Source organism: Methylobacterium sp. J-118, assembly GCF_057836565.1.
On record NZ_JBYQFA010000001.1, the window covers coordinates 5,382,508 to 5,400,589 of the forward strand.

Annotated in this window: 16 protein-coding genes; 14 read left to right on the plus strand and 2 right to left on the minus strand. The window is 72.1% G+C overall.

All coding sequences use genetic code 11. From position 1 onward, the window contains the following. Nucleotides 1-112 precede the first annotated feature (112 nt). The 4 genes from AC3IF3_RS26260 to AC3IF3_RS26275 all read left to right on the plus strand — a co-directional run bounded on the left by AC3IF3_RS26260 (nt 113) and on the right by AC3IF3_RS26275 (nt 4,120). Nucleotides 113-775 carry a hypothetical protein gene (locus tag AC3IF3_RS26260; RefSeq protein ID WP_243970313.1) on the plus strand — a complete coding sequence of 221 codons (663 nt, stop codon included), beginning with the start codon at nt 113-115 and terminating at the stop codon, nt 773-775. Between the two features lie 154 nt (nt 776-929). After that, the gene (locus AC3IF3_RS26265; protein ID WP_489230869.1) at nt 930-2,339 is read left to right on the plus strand and encodes a M16 family metallopeptidase; all 1,410 of its coding nucleotides are present in this window, start codon (nt 930-932) and stop codon (nt 2,337-2,339) included. 107 nt (nt 2,340-2,446) lie between these two features. After that, on the plus strand, nt 2,447-3,742 hold the full coding sequence (locus tag AC3IF3_RS26270) for a M16 family metallopeptidase (protein WP_489230870.1): 1,296 nt from the start codon (nt 2,447-2,449) through the stop codon (nt 3,740-3,742). A gap of 150 nt (nt 3,743-3,892) precedes the next feature. Beyond that, nucleotides 3,893-4,120 (plus strand): hypothetical protein, encoded by a 228-nt coding sequence (locus AC3IF3_RS26275; RefSeq protein WP_489230871.1) that lies wholly within the window; start codon nt 3,893-3,895, stop codon nt 4,118-4,120. Nucleotides 4,121-4,493: 373 nt separating this feature from the next. Here AC3IF3_RS26275 and AC3IF3_RS26280 read toward each other — a convergent pair whose 3' ends face one another. After that, nucleotides 4,494-4,808, minus strand: a complete 315-nt coding sequence (locus AC3IF3_RS26280) for a HigA family addiction module antitoxin (RefSeq protein WP_489230872.1) — start codon at nt 4,806-4,808, stop codon at nt 4,494-4,496. A 68-nt stretch (nt 4,809-4,876) separates the two neighbouring features. On the opposite strand from AC3IF3_RS26280, the gene AC3IF3_RS26285 reads away from it, so the two are divergent. Then, complete coding sequence (locus AC3IF3_RS26285) at nt 4,877-5,827, plus strand: ring-cleaving dioxygenase (RefSeq protein ID WP_489230873.1); 951 nt, start codon at nt 4,877-4,879, stop codon at nt 5,825-5,827. 274 nt (nt 5,828-6,101) lie between these two features. Further along, complete coding sequence (locus AC3IF3_RS26290; RefSeq protein WP_489218933.1) at nt 6,102-6,875, plus strand: ferredoxin--NADP reductase; 774 nt, start codon at nt 6,102-6,104, stop codon at nt 6,873-6,875. 158 nt (nt 6,876-7,033) lie between these two features. On the opposite strand, the gene AC3IF3_RS26295 is transcribed toward AC3IF3_RS26290, so the two are convergent. Next, nucleotides 7,034-10,480: a hypothetical protein gene (locus tag AC3IF3_RS26295; protein WP_489230875.1), complete on the minus strand. Its 3,447-nt coding sequence runs from the start codon at nt 10,478-10,480 to the stop codon at nt 7,034-7,036. 183 nt (nt 10,481-10,663) lie between these two features. On the opposite strand from AC3IF3_RS26295, the gene AC3IF3_RS26300 reads away from it, so the two are divergent. The 8 genes from AC3IF3_RS26300 (at nt 10,664) to AC3IF3_RS26335 (ending at nt 17,476) form a co-directional block, all read left to right on the plus strand. Further along, nucleotides 10,664-11,131, plus strand: coding sequence for a peroxiredoxin (locus AC3IF3_RS26300; RefSeq protein ID WP_489230876.1), 468 nt, complete (start codon nt 10,664-10,666; stop codon nt 11,129-11,131). 75 nt (nt 11,132-11,206) lie between these two features. Then, on the plus strand, nt 11,207-12,439 hold the full coding sequence (locus tag AC3IF3_RS26305) for a M23 family metallopeptidase (protein WP_489230877.1): 1,233 nt from the start codon (nt 11,207-11,209) through the stop codon (nt 12,437-12,439). 57 nt (nt 12,440-12,496) lie between these two features. Next, a complete protein-coding gene (locus tag AC3IF3_RS26310) occupies nt 12,497-13,057 on the plus strand; it encodes a Uma2 family endonuclease (protein ID WP_489230879.1) in 561 nt (186 codons plus the stop codon). A gap of 61 nt (nt 13,058-13,118) precedes the next feature. After that, a complete protein-coding gene (locus tag AC3IF3_RS26315) occupies nt 13,119-13,682 on the plus strand; it encodes a Uma2 family endonuclease (protein WP_489230880.1) in 564 nt (187 codons plus the stop codon). Nucleotides 13,683-13,740: 58 nt separating this feature from the next. Continuing rightward, nucleotides 13,741-14,082, plus strand: a complete 342-nt coding sequence (locus AC3IF3_RS26320; RefSeq protein ID WP_243969566.1) for a hypothetical protein — start codon at nt 13,741-13,743, stop codon at nt 14,080-14,082. Nucleotides 14,083-14,218: 136 nt separating this feature from the next. Further along, nucleotides 14,219-15,070 (plus strand): DUF1206 domain-containing protein, encoded by an 852-nt coding sequence (locus AC3IF3_RS26325; protein WP_489230881.1) that lies wholly within the window; start codon nt 14,219-14,221, stop codon nt 15,068-15,070. Between the two features lie 100 nt (nt 15,071-15,170). Beyond that, nucleotides 15,171-15,353 (plus strand): hypothetical protein, encoded by a 183-nt coding sequence (locus AC3IF3_RS26330; protein ID WP_243969562.1) that lies wholly within the window; start codon nt 15,171-15,173, stop codon nt 15,351-15,353. A 113-nt stretch (nt 15,354-15,466) separates the two neighbouring features. Continuing rightward, complete coding sequence (locus AC3IF3_RS26335; RefSeq protein WP_489230882.1) at nt 15,467-17,476, plus strand: SDR family NAD(P)-dependent oxidoreductase; 2,010 nt, start codon at nt 15,467-15,469, stop codon at nt 17,474-17,476. Nucleotides 17,477-18,082: the final 606 nt, after the last annotated feature.

Genomic DNA, 18,082 nt, shown 5'->3' on the forward strand with positions numbered 1-18,082 from the left:
CCAAGGCGCCATACGATCGCCGGAAACCGGTCTCAGGCCGGGACCCGTCGGATCGGGCCGCGCCGCGGCGATCCCTGAGCCGGACTCCCCCGTCCGGAACCCGTGAGGCAGCATGACCGCGCATCGCAGGCTTCGTCTTCTCCTTCCCGCCGCGGTCGCCCTGACGCCGCTCCTCGTGGCCGGCGCCCAGGCGCAGGAGCGCGGCGAGTTCATGCGCGACGCGCTGTCGGGCATCGGCCTGCTGGAGAAGCGCCAGGACCCGATCGACTATCACGAGCGGCCGCCGCTGGTGATGCCGCCGAAGATCGACGGCAAGGCCCTGCCCCAGCCCCGGGCCCGCTCCACCAGCACCGCCTGGCCGAAGGATCCCGAGATCGTGGAGCGCGAGCATGCCGCCGCGGAGCGCCGCCGCCCGACGGGCAGCCAGGCCCGGGGTCGCTACGACGACAACAACGCCACCCTCTCGGTGGACGAGATCCGCAACGGCCGCCGCGCCGGCGCGAACGTGACCACCGAGGCCGAGCGCAAGCCCGGCGACAACAACCGCGACGACAGCCTGCTCAGCCCCTTCGAGCTGTTGAAGGGCAAGAGCGCCAACGCCGAGCCCGCCGACGTGGAGCCGAACCGCGACGTCCTCACGGATCCGCCGACCGGCTACCGGCAATCGCCGAAGAAGCTGGCGCGCCCGCCGTCGAACGACCCGATCAACAACGCCAGCCGCGAGCGCGAGGAGGCGGATCCGCAGGCCTATCTCCGCCAGCGGGCGCAGCAGTAACCGGAGCGCCGTGGCGCTGTTGCAACGGCGGCCCGGCGTGGCAACATGTGGTGTTTGCCCCGGTGCGGTTCTTGCCCGCCGGAGGCCAGGACGGTCCCGACCCGCGCGCATCCCGAGCGGTGGCGCACGGCGGGGCCGGCAGAAGGAAAGCGGAATGCACCTGTTCAGGACGGCGACGCCCCCCCTCTTCCCGCTGCGTCCGGGCTCGCCCTTCGGCGCCAGCGCCGGCCGGGGCGAGGCCGCGCCGTTCGGGCGTTCCGAGGCGGGCGGACCGGAGGTCACGGCCTTCACCCTCGACAACGGCCTCGACGTGGTGGTCGTGCCCGATCACCGAGCCCCCGTCGCCACCCACATGATCTGGTACCGCAACGGCTCGGCCGACGATCCGCTGGGCCAGTCGGGCATCGCCCACTTCCTCGAGCACCTGATGTTCAAGGGCACCGAGACGCACCCGGTCGGCGCCTTCTCGAAGGCGGTGTCGGGCCTCGGCGGCCAGGAGAACGCCTTCACCAGCTACGACTACACCGCCTATTTCCAGCGGGTCGCCCGGGACCATCTCGGCACCATGATGGAATTCGAGGCCGACCGCATGAGCGGCCTCGTCCTCGACGACGCCGTCGTCGCCCCCGAGCGCGACGTGGTGCTGGAGGAGCGGCGCATGCGGGTCGAGACCGACCCCTCCGCCCAGCTCTCCGAGGCGATGGCGGCCGGCCTGTTCGTGCACCACCCCTACGGCATCCCGATCATCGGCTGGATGCACGAGATCGAGGGGCTGAACCGCGAGCACGCGCTGGCCTATTACAAGCGCTTCTATACCCCCGAGAACGCCATCCTGGTGGTGGCCGGCGACGTCACCCCGGACGAGGTCCGGCGGCTCGCGGAGACCACCTACGGCCACGTCACGCCCCAGGGTGCCCGGCCCGAGCGCCTGCGCCCCCGGGAGCCGGAGCCGAAGGCGCTCCGCCGGGTCGCGGTCGCCGACCCGAAGGTCGAGCAGCCGACCCTGCAGCGGCTCTACCTGACGCCCTCCTGCATCACCGCCCGCGACGGCGGCTGCCACGACCTCGAACTGCTCGCCGAGGTGCTGGGCGGCGGCTCGACCTCCTATCTCTACCGCAAGCTGGTCCTGGAGACCGGCCTCGCGGTCAATGCCGGCGCCTGGTACATGGGCTCGGCGATCGACGACACCCGCTTCTCCGTCTACGCGATCCCCGCCGAGGGCGTGCCCCTGGAGAAGCTGGAGGAGGCCGTGGACAAGGTCCTGCGCCGCGCCCCCGCGGAGGCCCTGGACGCCGAGGCGATCGAGCGCGCCAAGACCCGCCTCGTGGCCGAGACCGTCTACTCGTCGGACAGCCAGTCGTCGCTCGCCCGGATCTACGGCTCGGCCCTGGCGATCGGCGAGACGATCGAGGAGGTCCGCCGCTGGCCGACCGACATCGAGGCGGTGACGCAGGATCGCCTCAAGACCACCGCCGAGCGCTGGCTGACGCCGGCGCGCTCGGTCACCGGCTACCTGACCAAGGCGCAGGATCCCGACGCCCCGGTGGCGATGGCCGCCGAGTAACCCCGCGCGCGGCCCCGTCCGCCCGCCGCCGGGCGGTGTCGGGGCGCGCACCGAACGGGAGCCTTGGCCCGCTCCGCCGCCGCCCGAGACAGAGACAAGAGGTTCCCATGAGCTTGACCGAGACCTTGGTCGAGACCGTCGCCCCCGCCGCCAACTCGCCCACCACGGCGCTGCCGGTCGCCACCGCCGCCGGCGTCGAGGCGTGGCACGTCGAATCCCCCGTGGTGCCGATGATCGCCCTCGCCTTCACCTTCGAGGGCGGTGCCGCGCAGGACCCGGCCGGCAAGGCCGGCTGTGCGCAGATGCTGGCGCGGCTCCTCGACGAGGGGGCGGGCGACCTGACCTCCGACATGTTCCAGGAGCGGCTCGCCGCCCGGGCGATCGAATTGTCGTTCCATGCCGGGCCCGACGCGGTCGGCGGCTCCCTCAAGATGCTGGTCAAGCACGCCGACGAGGCCATCGGGCTCCTCGCCTTGGCGCTCGCCAAGCCGCGCCTCGATCCCGACGCCGTCGAGCGCGTCCGCGGCCAGGTCATCGCGGGCCTGCGCTACCAGCAGAACGATCCGGGTGTCCTGGCCTCGCGCCGGTTCTTCCAGGAGGCGTTCGCCGGCCATGCCTATGCCCACCCCTCCTCGGGCACGGTGGAGAGCATCGCCACGATCACCCGGGACGACCTCCTGGCGATGCATGCCCGCATCATCGGGCGCGGCCGGGTGAAGGTGGCGGCCGTGGGCGCCATCGGCGCCGAGCAGCTCGCCGAGGGCCTGAACCGCGCCTTCGGGTCCCTGCCGGAGGCCGGGTCGCTCAAGGCGGTCCCGCGCACGGAGGTGCAGGGTCTCGGCCAGCGGATCGTGGTCGATCTCGACGTGCCGCAATCGGTGATCCGCTTCGGCATGGCCGGCGTGCCCTGGCGCGATCCGGACTTCATCCCGGCCTACGTGCTGAACCACATCCTGGGCGGGGGGGTGTTCACCTCGCGCCTGTTCCAGGAGGTGCGGGAGAAGCGCGGGCTGGCCTACTCGGTGGGGACCTCGCTGGTCAGCCACCGGTCGGCCTCGATGACCTGGGGCTACACCGCCACCAAGAACGAGCGCGTCGGCGAGGCGCTGTCGGTGATCGGCGACGAGATCGGCCGGCTGATCACGGACGGGCCGGACGACGACGAGCTGCAGAAGGCCAAGGACTATCTCACCGGCTCCTACGCGCTGGGCTTCGACACCTCGACCAAGATCGCCCACCAGCTGGTGCAGATCGCCTTCGAGGAGCTGGGCATGGACTACATCGCCCGCCGCAACGCCCTGGTGTCGGCCGTCACCCAGGCCGACATCCGCCGTGCCGCCGCCCGCACCTTCGCGGACGGGAAGATGCTGGTGGTCGCCGCGGGACGGCCGGTCGGTCTCTGAGGGCCTGTTCGACGGGCGCGCGCGGTTCGCTCCCGTCATGGTTTCGAAAGGTCGAGACCTTTCGCGGGTCCAGGGCGGAGCCCTGGAGATTATCTCGGGTCGAACAGGCTGTCGCTTTTCTCGAGCGGCGGTTGAGGCAATGGTGGACGCATGACCGAGCTTCTTGACCGAGCCGTGCAGACCGCCCGCGCGCTGTCCCCCGAGATGCAGGACGAGATCGCTCGGCTCGTGCTGGCCTATGCGGGCCGGGACGAGGCCGTGATCGAACTCACGGCTGATGAAGTCACCGATCTCATCGAGGCGCAGGCCGAGAGGATGCGCGGGGACTTCGCGACGGAGGCCGAAGTCGAGGCCGTCCTGACCAAGTATCGCCTTTGAGGCTTCGCTTTCAGCGGCGTGCCCTGCAGCAGATCGACCGCGCCCTGGGCCACATCGCGGCGCAATCCCCGCAGGGCGCAGCCAAGGTCGAAGCGCGGCTGACAGCCCTCATCGCAGTCGTGCGCGATCATCCTCATATCGGCGCGCGGACGTCGATCCCGGAGTTCGGCGCATCTTCCTGACACCCTATCCCTACCACATCGACTATTTCATGGGCGACGATGAGGTCGTCGTGCAGCGGTTTCGCCACGCGGCCCGCAAGCCGTTATCCGGCATGGGCAGGCCATGACGACCGAAGCCAGGATGTCGATTCGCTAGGCGCAACAGCCTTTTCCGGGCTCTGACGAACCGCGGCAGTCCTGTGTTGCTATTCTTAAGCCGCCTCGCTCGCCAGGGGAGCGATCCGCTCGATCTCCGGCCCAAGGGTCCGCCTCAAGGTCTCCAGCTCGAACTGGCGTTGCAGGTTGAGCCAGAACTCCGCGCGCGTCCCGAAAAAGCGGCCCAGGCGCAGCGCCGTGTCGGTGGAGACCCCGATCTGCTCGGCGGCGATCCGCTCGATCCGCGTGCGCGGAACGTGGCAGGCACGCGCGACCGACCCGGCGGACAATCCCGAGGGAATCAGGAAATCCTCGCGCAGAACCTCGCCGGGATGCAGCGGCGGCAGGACGACGTCGGTTTCGTACATCATGGCCCCGCCCTCGCAACGCCGGCTCCAATCCCCACCTGAGGCCGATCGGCCTGAACCCCCGGACCCCCATGCAGCTCACCGGCATCCACCACCTCACCGCGGTGACCGCCCGCGCGGCGGAGAACGTCGCGTTCTACACCGGCACGCTGGGGCTGCGCCTCGTCAAGAAGACCGTGAATCAGGACGACGTCTCGGCCTACCACCTGTTCTACGCGGACGGTCTGGCGAGCCCCGGCACCGACATCACCTTCTTCGACTGGCCTGCGCCCCGGGAGCAGCGCGGCTCGAACAGCATCACCCGGACGCATCTGCGCGTCCCGGGGGCGGCCGCCGTGGCCTGGTGGCACGCGCGCCTGCGCGAGGCCGGGATCGTGGAGGCCGAGCCCGTCCCGCGCGACGGGCGCCTCACCGTCGATTTCGAGGACCCGGAGGGCCAGCGCCTCGCCCTCGTGGACGATGGCGGGACGGGCCCCGAGCATCCCTGGGACGGCTCGCCGGTGCCGGCCGCCTACCAGATCCGCGGCCTCGGGCCGATCCGGCTCTCGGTGCCGGATCCCGGGCGCACGGCGGCGGTGCTGACCGCGGTGCTGGGCATGCGCCGGGACCGGGCGTTCCAGACGCCGGACGGGCCCGTCGCGGTCTACGCCATGGGACCCGGCGGCCCGGCCGCCGAGATCCAGCTCCTGGCCGATCCGTCCGCGCCGAGCCGGCAGGGGGCGGGGGCGGTGCATCACGTCGCCTTCCGCATCCCGGACGCGGATTACGGAGCCTGGGCCGACCGGCTCAAGGCGGCCCGGGTGCCGACCAGCGGACCCGTGGACCGCTATTACTTCCGCAGCCTCTACTTCCGCGAGCCCAACGGCATCCTGTTCGAGATCGCCACCGACGGGCCCGGCTTCACCGCCGACGAGCCCTTGGAGACCCTGGGCGAGCGCCTTGCCCTGCCGCCGTTCCTGGAGCCGCGCCGGGCCGAGATCGAGGCCGGGCTGAAGCCCCTCCGGCCCGGAACCATCGGCTGACCGCCGCCCCGTCCGGCGACAACCCTGCCATGTCCGGGACGGCGCTGCGGACGGCACCGGGGAGGCTCAATATTCGAACGATTCCAGGCCGTTCACTTCTTCCGCGGGTGTGATCCCAGCGCGCCTTGACGGGCGTGCTGCAACTGCGAAAGAAGCAGCGCCTGTATATCCATCATCCGAATCCGGGTGGTTCGGCGGGGATCCGCCGAACCATAAGACCCGGATCGTCGGGACCGTGTGCCGAGCATCAGAGGATTCGAGGACTGATCCGTCGATGAGCAAGTTCTACGAGGAGCGCGTGCTGTCGGTGCACCACTGGACCGACAACCTGTTCTCGTTCCGCACCACGCGGGACCCGGCGTTCCGGTTCCGCAACGGCGAATTCACGATGATCGGCCTGGAGGTCGAGGGGCGGCCGCTGCTGCGCGCCTACTCGGTGGTCTCGGCCAATTACGAGGAGGAACTGGAGTTCTTCTCGATCAAGGTCCAGGACGGCCCCCTGACCTCGAAGCTCCAGCATCTCAAGGTCGGCGATCCGATCATCGTCGGCAAGAAGCCCACCGGCACCCTGGTGCTCGACAATCTCCTGCCCGGCCGGCACCTCTACCTGCTCGGCACCGGCACGGGGCTCGCCCCGTTCCTGTCGATCATCAAGGACCCGGAGACCTACGACCGGTTCGAGAAGGTCGTGCTGGTCCATGGCTGCCGGCAGGTCCAGGAGCTCGCCTACGGCGAGACCATCACCGAGTCCCTGCCCAAGCACGAGTTCCTGGGCGAGATGATCTCGAACCAGCTGATCTACTACCCGACCGTGACCCGCGAGCCGTTCCGCAACCGCGGCCGGATCACCGATCTGATGGTCTCGGGCAAGCTCTTTTCCGACATTGGACTGCCGGCGATGTCGGTCGAGGCCGACCGCTTCATGCTCTGCGGCTCGCCCGACATGATCCGCGACACCCGCGAGCTGCTCTCGGGCGGCGGCTACGAGGAAGGCAACCACGGCGAGGGCGGCCACTACGTGATCGAGAAGGCCTTCGTCGAGAAGTAGTGTTTTGCGACTTCGCGTTCAGCCCGGTGCGGTTCGCCGCGCCGGGTTTTTTGCTGCACGCGATAGACCGGCGCCAGGGCCGGGGGCGCCGGCGGGTGCGCCAATCGTTTCAGGCGCAGTCTCCCCCGAAAGCCGGCGACGACTTTCCAGGGCGAAGCCTATTGCGCCACCGTCGGCATCCCGTCCGCGAACGGGCCGCCGCCGGCGCTGAACAGCTTGCGGAGGAAGCCCGGGGCGATGGCCGAGAGCGGGTTCACGCTCACGTCCGGCGTGGCGAGCTTGCCGGAGACGCGGAAATTGACCGCGAACAGGCCCTCGTTGTGCCCGCCCCCGAGCAGCGGCCCGAGCAGGGGCAATTGCGAGGCGACGTTGTTGAGCCCGTAGAGCGGCACGAAGGTGCCGGTTATGTCGGTGCGCTCGCGGCTGGTATCGAGCCAGCCCGACAGGGTGAAGCCCATGGCGGCGTTCGAGATCGCCGCGTCGCTGAAATCGACCCGGCTGCCGCTGCGCACGAAGTTGGCCCGCATCCGGTCGAAGGTGACGTCGCTCGCCCCCCGGCCCGGGGCAATCCGGCGCCCCCGGGCGGCGTCGGTATCGGCCGGTTCCGGCCCCTGCGCCATGATGCTCGACAGGGCGGGCTCGTTGCGCAGGATGAAGTCGCGGATCTGAACGACGCCCGCCTGCGGGCCGTCATTCAGGCCGATCCCGGCATTGAGCCGGCCGCCATACATCCGCCGGTAGACGTCGACGAAGCGCAGGGTCGCACCGGCATCGGCCGAATCCACCGCGAGCGTCGGCACGCCGCGCTCGCCCCGGGCGACGGAGGCGGCGAAGGGCGCCGCGCGGAAGCGCCCGGTGATGGTGGCGGCCCGCAGGGTCTTGCCGTGCAGCGACAGCCGCAGGTTGGCGCCGGTCAGCGCCTCGTCGTTGAAGCCCGTGACGATCGGCACCTGAATGTCGGCGTCGATATCCTTCGGGTTCGTATCCTTCGCTTCCTTGCCGCCCTTGCCGTCCGGTCCGCCGAGGGACTTCAGGAACGGCCGGGCATCCACCACCGCGCCCCGGACCACGACCTTGTAGCCGCCGCCGGTCCGGTCGAGGCTGACCCGCAGGTCGTCGCCGGGCGACAGCTTGACGTTCGTCAGCTCCGCCCGCTCCAGGCCGCCCTCCGGGCTGATCGCGACGGTGCCGCGGGCGGAGGCCGGGGCCGCGTCAAAGGCGAAGTCGCGCAGGTCGAGGCCCTGGCCGCTATCCACGAGGGTGAAGGTCAGCCGTCCCGGCTTGCCCGCCGGCTTCGTCAGCCCCGGCAGCAGCCCGTCGATCCCGACCTTGGCGAGATCGGCCTCGACCCTGATCGGCGGCTTGCCCGTCCCGGGCCGGCCGATCGGCACGACCGCGCGGACCGGGATCGTGCCGGTGAGCTGCGGCGCCGTCGGCAGGCCCTTGCGGCCCCGGACGGCGTCGTCGAGCGACAGGTTGACCACCGCCTCGCCCGGCTGGCCGACCTTCGGCTGGCGCAGCTCGACCGAGACGGGGGCGCCCGCCACCCGGCCATCGCCCTTCAAGCTGAAGGCGCCGCGATCATACGACAGGGAGAACCGGCCCGCCTCCAGCCGGTCCTTGCCCATCACCTTGTCGACCGACAGGTCGGCCAGCGTGCCGGTCAGCGTCACCGGCAGGTCGGGCAGATCGACGATGTGCTTGAGGTCGAGGGGGAAATCGACGCGCAGGTCGGCGCTGCCCTTGATCGTGGCGGGGTCGAGATCGACGCTCATCACGCTCTTGAACAGCTTCGCCTGGAGGACGGACGCCATCCCGTCGGCGCCCCCGGAGAGCCGCATGCCGATCTGCGCCACCACCCGGTCGGGGGTGATCTGCGGGATGACGAAGCTGCCGTCCGTGATCGCCAGCCCGCGCCCGTCCGGCCCGTGGACCTCGGCGGTCACGTTGCGCACCGTCGTCGAGCGCCCGGTGATGGTTCCGACGACGTTGCCCTTGGTCACCGGCGGCGCGTCCGCGGTGACGTCGATCGCCGCGTCCGAGACGTGGAAGTCGATATGGACCGCGTCGTCCGGGGCCGGCTCGCCCCGGGTGGCGGCGGCCAGCACCGTCCCGGACATCTTCACCCGGATGTCGACGGACTCGACGCGGCCGTGCCGGAGCTGATCCACCAGGTAGGTCCGGGCCGGCGGCGCGATATGCTCCGGCCAGAGGCGCAGGCCGGTCCGGACCTCGCCGTCGCGGCCGACGATGTGGAGGTTGAGCCCGCCATCGTCCGCCGTGGTGCCGATCGTCCCGGTGATCGCCCCGGTCACCCCCGGAGCCGACAGGGTGAGCGCGTCGATGGCGATGCCGCCGTCCCGGCCCGAGAGCTGCGCGTCCATCGCCTTGATCTTCACCGGCGCGTCCTGCGGCGTCGCTCCGCGCAGGGTGGCGTCGCGGCCCGTCAGCGTCGCCGTCCAGGCCGTGCCCGCGCCCGGTGGGCTGCCCGCCCACGCCCCGCTCAGGTGCACGGCGTTGCCGGCGCCCCGATAGTCCAGGCCGGTGAGCGCCATCACCCGGCCGGCCTCGTCCCAGTCCAGCGACGCGTCGAGGCTCTCGACCGTCACCGGGTTGAAGTCCTTCTCCTCGATCAGGAAGGTGCCGTCGCCGGTATGCAGCTTGGCGGTCATCGTCCGGACGCGCCCGGCCGCCAGGCTCACGTCGGCGCGGGCGGAGACCTTCAGGTCGGTGGTCAGCGGCACCTCCGACTGGCCCGAGAGCAGCAGCAGATCGGTGACCGGCAGGTCGTCGAGGGTGATGCGGCCCGAGCGCTCCTGCCCCTCGCCGCCGTCGCGCAGCGAGCCGCCGAACCGCCATTCCCCGTGCGGGCCGTCGAGCCGAAGCTCGAAATTCCGGGTGCCGTTGACCGGATCGCGCCCGAACAGGCCGTTGACCCGGGCGAACACCGCGCGCTCGTGGCCCTCCTCGTCGATCAGCCGCAGCCGCGCATCGGTGACGCGCGCCCGGTCGAGGGCGCCGACCACGCCGCTCGGATCGAGCACCACCCCGAAGATCGACGCGATGGCGGCCGAGAGCGGCGAGACGCTGCCCCGCACCCCGTCCACGCTCGGCGGGGTGACCGGCTCGATGTCGACGGGGCGGTTGGCCTCTGAGGCCGCGAAGGCGATCGAGCCGTCCCGGTGAATCAGCGCGGTGGTCTGGGTCTCGCGGAACTCGATCGCGCGCGGCTGCAGGTTGAGCCGCAGGAGACCCCACAGATCGAGGCTGACCAGCGCCAGGGGCGCGCGCACCACGAGGGCGCCCTGCGGATTGCGGATGTCGAGCCCGGAGAAGCGCAGGCTGAGGGCGTTCTCGCGGTCGAGTTCGAGGCTGCTGCCGCGGATGCCGATGCTCCAGCCCGGGCCGATCCGCTCGGCCACCGCGGCCGCGACCCGGCGCGACAGGCCGTCGATCTGCAGCGGTCCGTTCGACAGGCGCAGGGCCATCGAGCCGATCCCGGCGCCGAGGACCAGTACCAGGGCGAGCGCGCTCACGAGGCAGAAGCCCCCCACGCGCCGCGCCCTCCCCCGGGGCCTGCCTGCCGACGTCGTCTCGTCCGCCATCGGGACCCTTGTTCCGGGGACTCTGCGCGCGGGGCTCCCGGGCTCCGCGGCCGGTGGATCGAAGCGCGCCCCCGCTTTACAGCGGCGGCGACTCCGGTTTTGGCTCGGGTGTGCGCGGCGCAATCGCGTGCTGCCGGGCACGCGATCGGTTGCACACCATCATTCGGCCGAAAGGAAGGCACGATGCCGCTATCAGAGGGTGATCCGGCTCCCGATTTCGACCTGCCGGCCTCGGGCGGCGGGCGGATCGCGCTGTCCGCGCTCCGCGGTCACAAGGTCGTGCTCTACTTCTACCCGAAGGACGACACGAGCGGCTGCACCCTGGAGGCGCAGGATTTCAACGGCCTGCTGCCGGACTTCGCGGGGGCCGAGGCGAAGGTCGTCGGCGTCTCGCCGGACCCGGTGAAGAGCCACGACAAGTTCTGCGGCAAGTACGGGCTCGCCCTCCCCCTCGCCTCCGACGAGGCCAAGGGCGTGCTCGCGGCCTACGGCGTCTGGGTCGAGAAGAGCATGTACGGGCGCACGTACATGGGCGTCGAGCGCACCACCGTGCTGATCGACCGCGCCGGCCGCATCGCCAGGATCTGGCCGAAGGTCAAGGTGCCGGGCCACGCCGAGGCCGTGCTGGCGGCCGCCCGGGCCCTCCCCTGACGGATCGGAGGGGCGCGGCGCGACGGATCCTTAACCTTACGGGGGCCTCAATGGCGGATCCCGCGGGGCCGTCCGATGCTTCCTCCGAAGATCCTCCCGCCCCGCGCGCCGCTCCGGGCCCTGCCCTGGCTGGCCGCCGCCTGCGCGCTGCTCTGGGCCCTCGGCGCCTCGTATCTGATCGTGTTCCACGACGACGTGCTCGCGGGCTTCGTGGCCCGTCAGGGGGCGATGCGTGACGCCTACGAGGCGCGGATCGCCGATCTGCAGGACCGGATCGTCCGCGACCGGGACGGTCGGGACGGCACCGAGGCCGGCCTGGCGCACCGGGTCGCGGCGGCGCTGGAGCGGCAGGCCGAGCTGGAGCGGCGCATGGCGGCCCTGGCCGGTCTGGAGCGCCAGGCTCTGCCCGATCCGACCGTCACCGGCGCGCTGGCGCCGCGCCCCGATGCGGGCCTGGACTCCCGTGCGGGTCCGGAGACTGGTGCGGGCCTGGAGCCGGCCGACGATGAACCGCTCCTGCGCCCCGGCGGGGGGGCCGCGCCGGACCGGCCCGACCGCCCCCTGCCGCGCCGGAGTGCCCTCGAGACCGAGACCGGCCTGATCCGGCTCGAGGCGCGCCTGGCGGGTGTGCAGGCGGCGCAGGGGGAGCGCCTCGCCGGCCTGGCCGCGCGGGCCGGCGACGCCGTCCGTTGGATGCGCGGCCTGATCGGCCGGACCGGTCTCGATCCCGGGCGGTTCGACGCGCCGGCCGCGGGCCTCGGCGGCCCGCTGGTCCCCCTCGACGCCGGCATCCTGGACGCGGCGGGCTTCGAGTCCGGCCTGGCCCTGGCCCGCCGGGCGCTGATGGAGAGCGAGCGCCTGCGCCTGACGGCCGCCGCGCTGCCGCTGGCCCGGCCGATCCGGGGCGCGGCGACCGTATCGAGCCCGTTCGGCACGCGGCTCGACCCGTTCACCCGCGGCCTCGCCCTGCATACCGGGCTCGACCTGAAGGCGGAATACGGCGAACCCGCCCGCGCCACCGCCCCCGGCCGGGTGATCGCCGCGGAGGCCGCGGGCGGCTACGGCAACATGGTGGAGATCGATCACGGTCACGGCCTGACCACCCGGTTCGGCCATCTGGCCCGGATCGCGGTGCGCCCGGGGCAGCGCGTCGCCGCGGGCGACGTGGTCGGCGCCGTCGGCTCCACCGGGCGCTCCACCGGGGCGCATCTGCACTACGAGACCCGCATTGACGGCGCGCCGGTCGACCCGCAGCGCTTCCTGAATGCCGGCACGGCCCTCGCGAGCGCGCAGCGCGACGCCGACTGAATCCGTCGCCGACCGGGCCGGTCCGTGCTAGCCTCCGAGCCGGAATCGGAGGCCGTCATGGCATTGGCTGTGCAGCGCGACGCGCGCATGAGCGTCGCCGAATACAGGCGCTGGGCGGAGCCGCGCCCGGACGAGGAGCGCTGGGAGCTGCTTGACGGCGAGCCCGTGCTCATGGAGCCCCCGAGCGCCCGGCACCAGCGGATCGTCACGAATCTGGTCAAGCATCTCGACGCCCTGGCCGAACGACGCGGTTGCGGCGCCTATCCGGGGCTGGCGATCCTCAGCGCGGCGATGGACGATTACGCGCCCTACCCGGATGTCGTGGTCCATTGCGGACCGATGCCGCCGACCGGCTTCGTCGACGATCCCCTGGTGATCGTCGAGGTGCTCTCGCCGGGGACCATGATCAACGATCGGGGGCGCAAACTCGATTTCTACGCCACCGTGCCGAGCCTGCAGTCCCTCCTCATCGTCTATCAGAACGAGGCGCGGATCGAGGTCTGGCGCCGGGATGCCGGCTGGGCCATGCGGGTGGCCGCCGCGGAGGCCGTCGTGGACCTGCCGGAACTGGGCGGAACCCTGCCGCTGGCCGAGGTCTACGCCCGGGTGGCTTTCTGAGGTGCCGCCGGTGCGGGCGCGCCGCGCCGATGCTAGTCTGAGTCCGGAACGGAGGTCGGCTATGGCTCTGGCCGCGAAGCGAGACGTGCGGATGGACGTGTCGGCGTTCCGGCTCTGGGTGGAGACCCGCCCGGAGCACGAGCGCTGGGAACTGCTCGATGGGGACCCCGTGCTCATGGCCCCGCCCCGGGAGCAGCATCAGCGCATCGTGATGAATCTAGCGGGACGCCTCGATTCGCTGGCGGAGCCGCGGGGCTGCCGCGCCCTGCCGGGCCTGGCGATCCTCAGCGCCGCGATGGACGATTTCGCGCCGATCCCCGACGTGGTCGTGCGCTGCGGGCCGCCCCTGCCGGACGGCTACGCGCCGGATCCGCTCCTCGTCGCCGAGGTGCTGTCACCCTCGACCATGAGCCTGGACCGGGGCCGCAAGATCGATTTCTACCGGACCGTGCCGGGCCTCGCGGTCCTGCTGATCGTCTATTCCGACGAGGCCCGGGTCGAGCTCTGGCGGCGGGACGCGGCGGACTGGAGCGTGACGGCGCTCGGGCTCGACGGCACCGTGACGCTGCCGGAGCTTGATGGCGCCGTGCCGGTGCGCGACATCTATCGCGGCCTCAGCGTCTGAGCCGCACCCGATCGCAACGGCCGGCTTCCCCGGCCCGCCAGAGCACCAAGGCACCGACTTGCCCCATTTCGACGATTTCTACGCGGCCAAGCTGCGCGGCTCCCTCGGTGTGACGGACGCGGACTCGGTGCTCGACCTGCGCGGCGCCAACCGGGCCACCGCCGAGGCCTCGCTCAAGGACATGCTGGAGCGCAGCCGCTTCGCCAAGGGCAAGACCGTGGCGATCCGACTCGACCCGCCCCCCGAGGGCGGCGGCGAGACCCTGTTCCAGCCGGCCGGGCGCCTGCTCCTCGACGCGAAGCGCCGCGGCCTGATCGAGCGCCTGCAGACCCTGCCGGGTCAGGACGGGCTCGGGTTCTACGTGGCGCTCGCCGGGCGGGCCGAGCGGACGCCGCCATAGGGCATCGGCCCGGGTCCCCGTGCCGGCCATGGATTGCGTGCGCGCGGCCGGGCGTTGGCCGGTCCCGCCCCACCGGATGCCGCCCGTCGATGCCATCCCCGCCGAACGTCCGATCCGCCGCGCCCCGGGGCCCGGCATGAGCCCCCTCCCCGGTGGCCGCAACACGATCGAGCGCATCGCCCGCCTCGGCTACGGGGCCCGGGGCGTGGTCTATATCGTGGTCGGTGCCCTGGCGCTGCTGGCGGCGCTCGGGCATGGCGGGCGGGCCGGCGACAGCCAGGACGCCCTGCGTACCGTGCTGGCCGGACCCTTCGGGTCGGCGCTCGTCGGCCTGATCGCGCTGGGCCTCTTGGGCTTCGCCCTCTGGCGCCTCGTCGAGGGCATCACGGATGCCGACCGGCGCGGCACCGCGATCAAGGGCCTGGCGGTGCGCGGCGCGCACGTGGTCAGCGCCGCGCTCTATCTCGGACTCGCCGCCAGCGCCGCCTCCCTGAGCCTCGGCCTCGGCATGCGCGGCGGCGACGGCGTGCATGACGGGACGGCGTGGCTCCTGGGCAAGCCCTTCGGCCGCTGGCTCGTGGCCCTGGGTGGCCTTGCGGTCGTCGGCGGCGGCTTCGGCTTCCTCGGCAAGGCGTGGCGCGGCGACGTCACCGACCGACTCGCCCTCGACGCGCAGGCCCGGGCGCGCTGGGCCGGCCCGATCGGCCGCTTCGGCTACGCGGCGCGGGGCCTGGCCTTCCTGATCATCGGCGGGTTCCTCGTGGCAGCGGCGTGGCACCAGCGCTCCTCCGAAGCCAAGGGGTTGGCCGAGGCCTTCGCGCTGCTCCGCGCCCAGCCCTACGGCTGGATCCTGCTGGGGCTCGTGGCGGCGGGCCACGCCGCCTTCGGGGCCTTCGGGCTGATCCAGGCCCGCTACCGGCGCATCGAGGCCCCGGACATCGACCGCGTGGACGATGCCGCCGGCGCGGCGGCCCGGGCGCTGACCTGAGCCGCGTGCGCGACCCGGATTCGGCGGTTTGTCATCCGCCGCGATTGTAAACGGCCGCCCGGACCCCAAGTAAAACGGACCCTCCGCGCAATCCTGTGCCATGGGCGACGCAGCGGAGACGATGATGGCCCGAACCTTGATCACCGGTCGTGCACAGACCGTGACCACCGAAGACTTCAACGAACGCGTCCGCATCGTGCTCGTCGACAAGCTCGACCCGGTCAAGGGCCGTGTCTACCGGAAGAACTTCAAGACCGGCTTCACCGGCGCGTTCGTCAAGTAGGCGGTACCGCGGCCGCCCGGGCGGTCGCGCGTCCGTGTGGCGCGGCGCCGATGCCGCGCGTTGACAGGACCGGTGGCGCGGCGGATACCCCGCGGCACCCGATCCGGCCCCCGATGCAGCAGCGCCTCTACAAGACCGCGGTGATGGTGGCCCACGACCTCGCGGCGACCGCCGCCGCCGTGGTGCTCACCTTCCTGTTCCGCTTCCAGGGCGGGATGCTGGACGAGCGCCTGCACGCCCTGCCCCTCCTGCTGCCGCCGTTCCTGGCCTGCGCTGGGCTCGTCTACGGCCGTTTCCGGCTGTACCGGACCAAGTGGCGCTTCGCCTCCCTGCAGGATCTCGCCGGCATCGTCCGCGCCGCGAGCGTGCTGGCGCTCGCCCTGCTGGTGACCGACTGGGTCCTGGTCTCCTCCGACCTGTACGGCTTCTACTTCTTCGGCAAGATCGCGATTCTTCTGTACTGGGTCCTCCAGATCTTTCTGCTCGGGGGGACCCGCCTCGCCTTCCGGTACCTCAAGGACACCCGGTCCCGGCAATCCAGCGCCCGGGCCGCCACGGTCCCGACGCTGCTGCTCGGGCGCGGCGCCGATCTCGACGTCCTGATCCGCGCCATCGAGGCGGGCTCGGTCAGGAAGCTGGCGCCCCGGGGGATCCTCTCGCCCCGGGCGGACGAGACCGGGCAGTTCATGCGCGGCGTGCCCGTGCTCGGCGGCTTCCGGGATCTCGAACGGGTGGTGGCGGACCTGGCCGCCGGCGGCGAGCCGGTGCGGCGGCTGGTGGCCGCCCCGAGCGCCCTGGTGCCGGAGGCTGCCCCCGACGACCTCCTCGCCCGCGCCCGCCGCCTCGGCCTGCCGCTCGCCCGGGTGGTCGGGCTCGGCGAGGGCGCGCAGGGCCCCGAACTGGCGCCGCTGGAGATCGAGGATCTGCTGCTGCGTGCCACGGTCGCCATCGACCGGACGCGGCTGGAGGCGTTCCTGACCGGCCGCCGGGTGGTGGTCACCGGCGGCGGCGGCTCGATCGGTTCGGAGATCTGCCTGCGGGCCGTGGCCTTCGGGGCCGCGGCGGTGCTGGTGCTCGATTCCTCCGAGCCGGCGCTGCACGGCATCCTCACCCACCCGGCGATCCTGGCCGCCGAGGCCGCGGTGACCGGCGTGCTCGCCGATATCCGCGACCGGACGCGCACGCATGAGGTCATCGCGGCGTTCCGGCCGGACTACGTCCTGCACGCCGCCGCGCTCAAGCAGGTGCCCTACCTGGAGCGGGACTGGCAGGAGGGCATCAAGACCAACGTGTTCGGCTCGATCAACGTCGCCGAGGCCGCCGTGGCGGCGGGCGCCCGGGCGCTCGTGATGATTTCCACCGACAAGGCGATCGAGCCGGTCTCGCAGCTCGGCGTCACCAAGCGCTTCGCCGAGATGGTCGCCCAGGCGCTGGACGCGGAGCAATCCGCCCGGCCGGACCCCGCGTCCCCTCCGCCGACCCGGCTGATCGCCGTGCGCTTCGGGAACGTCCTGGGATCGGCCGGCTCGGTGGTGCCGGTGTTCAAGGCGCAGATCGCCCGGGGCGGCCCGGTCACCGTGACCCACCCCGACATGGTCCGCTACTTCATGACCGTGCGCGAGGCCTGCGACCTGGTGCTGACCGCCGCCTCCCACGCCGACACCGAGGCGCGCGCCGCGGCCGAGACCGAGCGCGCCGCGGTCTACGTGCTCAAGATGGGCCAGCCGGTGCGGATTGCCGACCTCGCTGCGCGGATGATCCGGCTCGCCGGCTTCGAGCCCGGCGCGGAGATCGAGATCGCCTTCACGGGGGCGCGGCCGGGCGAGCGGTTGAACGAGATCCTGTTCGCCCGGGAGGAACCCCGGGTCGCCCTGCCGGGCATCGACGGGGTGATGGCGGCGCGGCCGGTCTTCGCCGACCGGGGCCGGCTCGACGGCTGGGTGGCACAGCTGCGCGACGCCGTGGCGGCGGGGGATCGGGCGGCCGCGGAGGCGGTGTTCGAGGCGGCGGTGCCGCATTTCCGCGAGCGCCACGGACAAAGGCCGCCCGGGCGTGCGACGCGTGCCGCGGTGACGATCGAGGCCGACCCGTCGGCCGGTGCGGCGCCGGCCGTGACCGGCTGATCGGGCACACGCCCGTCACGTCTGCGGGCTATGACGTCCGCGCGTCTTGCGTTGAAGGAAGAGAGCGCCGCCGCCCTCCTCTCCCGTGCGGGCTACGGGATTCACAGATCGGGTTTGGGGTCATCGCCCGGTCGACGGCCATGGCAGTTCAGAACAGCCACGCGCCCACCCTCCCCCCGCAGAGCTACGGACTACACAGGTTTCGATCGTAGCCGTGGGCGCAGAAGACGCGGGTCCCCTTTCCTATGCGGGCTACCGGATTCACACATCGGGTCTTGTATCGCTCCGGCTGGACTTCAGACCCCGCTCCAGAGATGACACGCGCCCTCCCCCCTCTGCGGGGGAGGGTGGCCCCTGCGTCAGCAGGGGTCGGGAGAGGGGAGCGCGGCTTCAGGACAGGGCGCGACGGTCATGACGCGCTAGTCCCATTCTGCACCCTCGCTCCCCTCTCCCGACCCCCTTCGGGGGCCACCCTCCCCCGCAGAGGGGGGAGGGAGACGCGACTGTGTCCGGCCGCTGCCCTCTATCGTCGAAGATGTGTGCATCCGGTAGCCCGCAAGGGAGAGGGACGCGGCGCGGTCTACGACAGCACTGGTACCTCAAACT

What these genes read in the sequence shown, in the direction of transcription:
- AC3IF3_RS26260 (WP_243970313.1), top strand. Translation starts at nt 113, where the DNA reads ATGACCGCGCATCGCAGGCTTCGTCTTCTCCTTCCCGCCGCGGTCGCC.
- AC3IF3_RS26265 (WP_489230869.1), top strand. Translation starts at nt 930, where the DNA reads ATGCACCTGTTCAGGACGGCGACGCCCCCCCTCTTCCCGCTGCGTCCG.
- AC3IF3_RS26270 (WP_489230870.1), top strand. Translation starts at nt 2,447, where the DNA reads ATGAGCTTGACCGAGACCTTGGTCGAGACCGTCGCCCCCGCCGCCAAC.
- AC3IF3_RS26275 (WP_489230871.1), top strand. Translation starts at nt 3,893, where the DNA reads ATGACCGAGCTTCTTGACCGAGCCGTGCAGACCGCCCGCGCGCTGTCC.
- AC3IF3_RS26280 (WP_489230872.1), bottom strand. Translation starts at nt 4,808, where the DNA reads ATGATGTACGAAACCGACGTCGTCCTGCCGCCGCTGCATCCCGGCGAG.
- AC3IF3_RS26285 (WP_489230873.1), top strand. Translation starts at nt 4,877, where the DNA reads ATGCAGCTCACCGGCATCCACCACCTCACCGCGGTGACCGCCCGCGCG.
- AC3IF3_RS26290 (WP_489218933.1), top strand. Translation starts at nt 6,102, where the DNA reads ATGAGCAAGTTCTACGAGGAGCGCGTGCTGTCGGTGCACCACTGGACC.
- AC3IF3_RS26295 (WP_489230875.1), bottom strand. Translation starts at nt 10,480, where the DNA reads ATGGCGGACGAGACGACGTCGGCAGGCAGGCCCCGGGGGAGGGCGCGG.
- AC3IF3_RS26300 (WP_489230876.1), top strand. Translation starts at nt 10,664, where the DNA reads ATGCCGCTATCAGAGGGTGATCCGGCTCCCGATTTCGACCTGCCGGCC.
- AC3IF3_RS26305 (WP_489230877.1), top strand. Translation starts at nt 11,207, where the DNA reads ATGCTTCCTCCGAAGATCCTCCCGCCCCGCGCGCCGCTCCGGGCCCTG.
- AC3IF3_RS26310 (WP_489230879.1), top strand. Translation starts at nt 12,497, where the DNA reads ATGGCATTGGCTGTGCAGCGCGACGCGCGCATGAGCGTCGCCGAATAC.
- AC3IF3_RS26315 (WP_489230880.1), top strand. Translation starts at nt 13,119, where the DNA reads ATGGCTCTGGCCGCGAAGCGAGACGTGCGGATGGACGTGTCGGCGTTC.
- AC3IF3_RS26325 (WP_489230881.1), top strand. Translation starts at nt 14,219, where the DNA reads ATGAGCCCCCTCCCCGGTGGCCGCAACACGATCGAGCGCATCGCCCGC.
- AC3IF3_RS26330 (WP_243969562.1), top strand. Translation starts at nt 15,171, where the DNA reads ATGGGCGACGCAGCGGAGACGATGATGGCCCGAACCTTGATCACCGGT.
- AC3IF3_RS26335 (WP_489230882.1), top strand. Translation starts at nt 15,467, where the DNA reads ATGCAGCAGCGCCTCTACAAGACCGCGGTGATGGTGGCCCACGACCTC.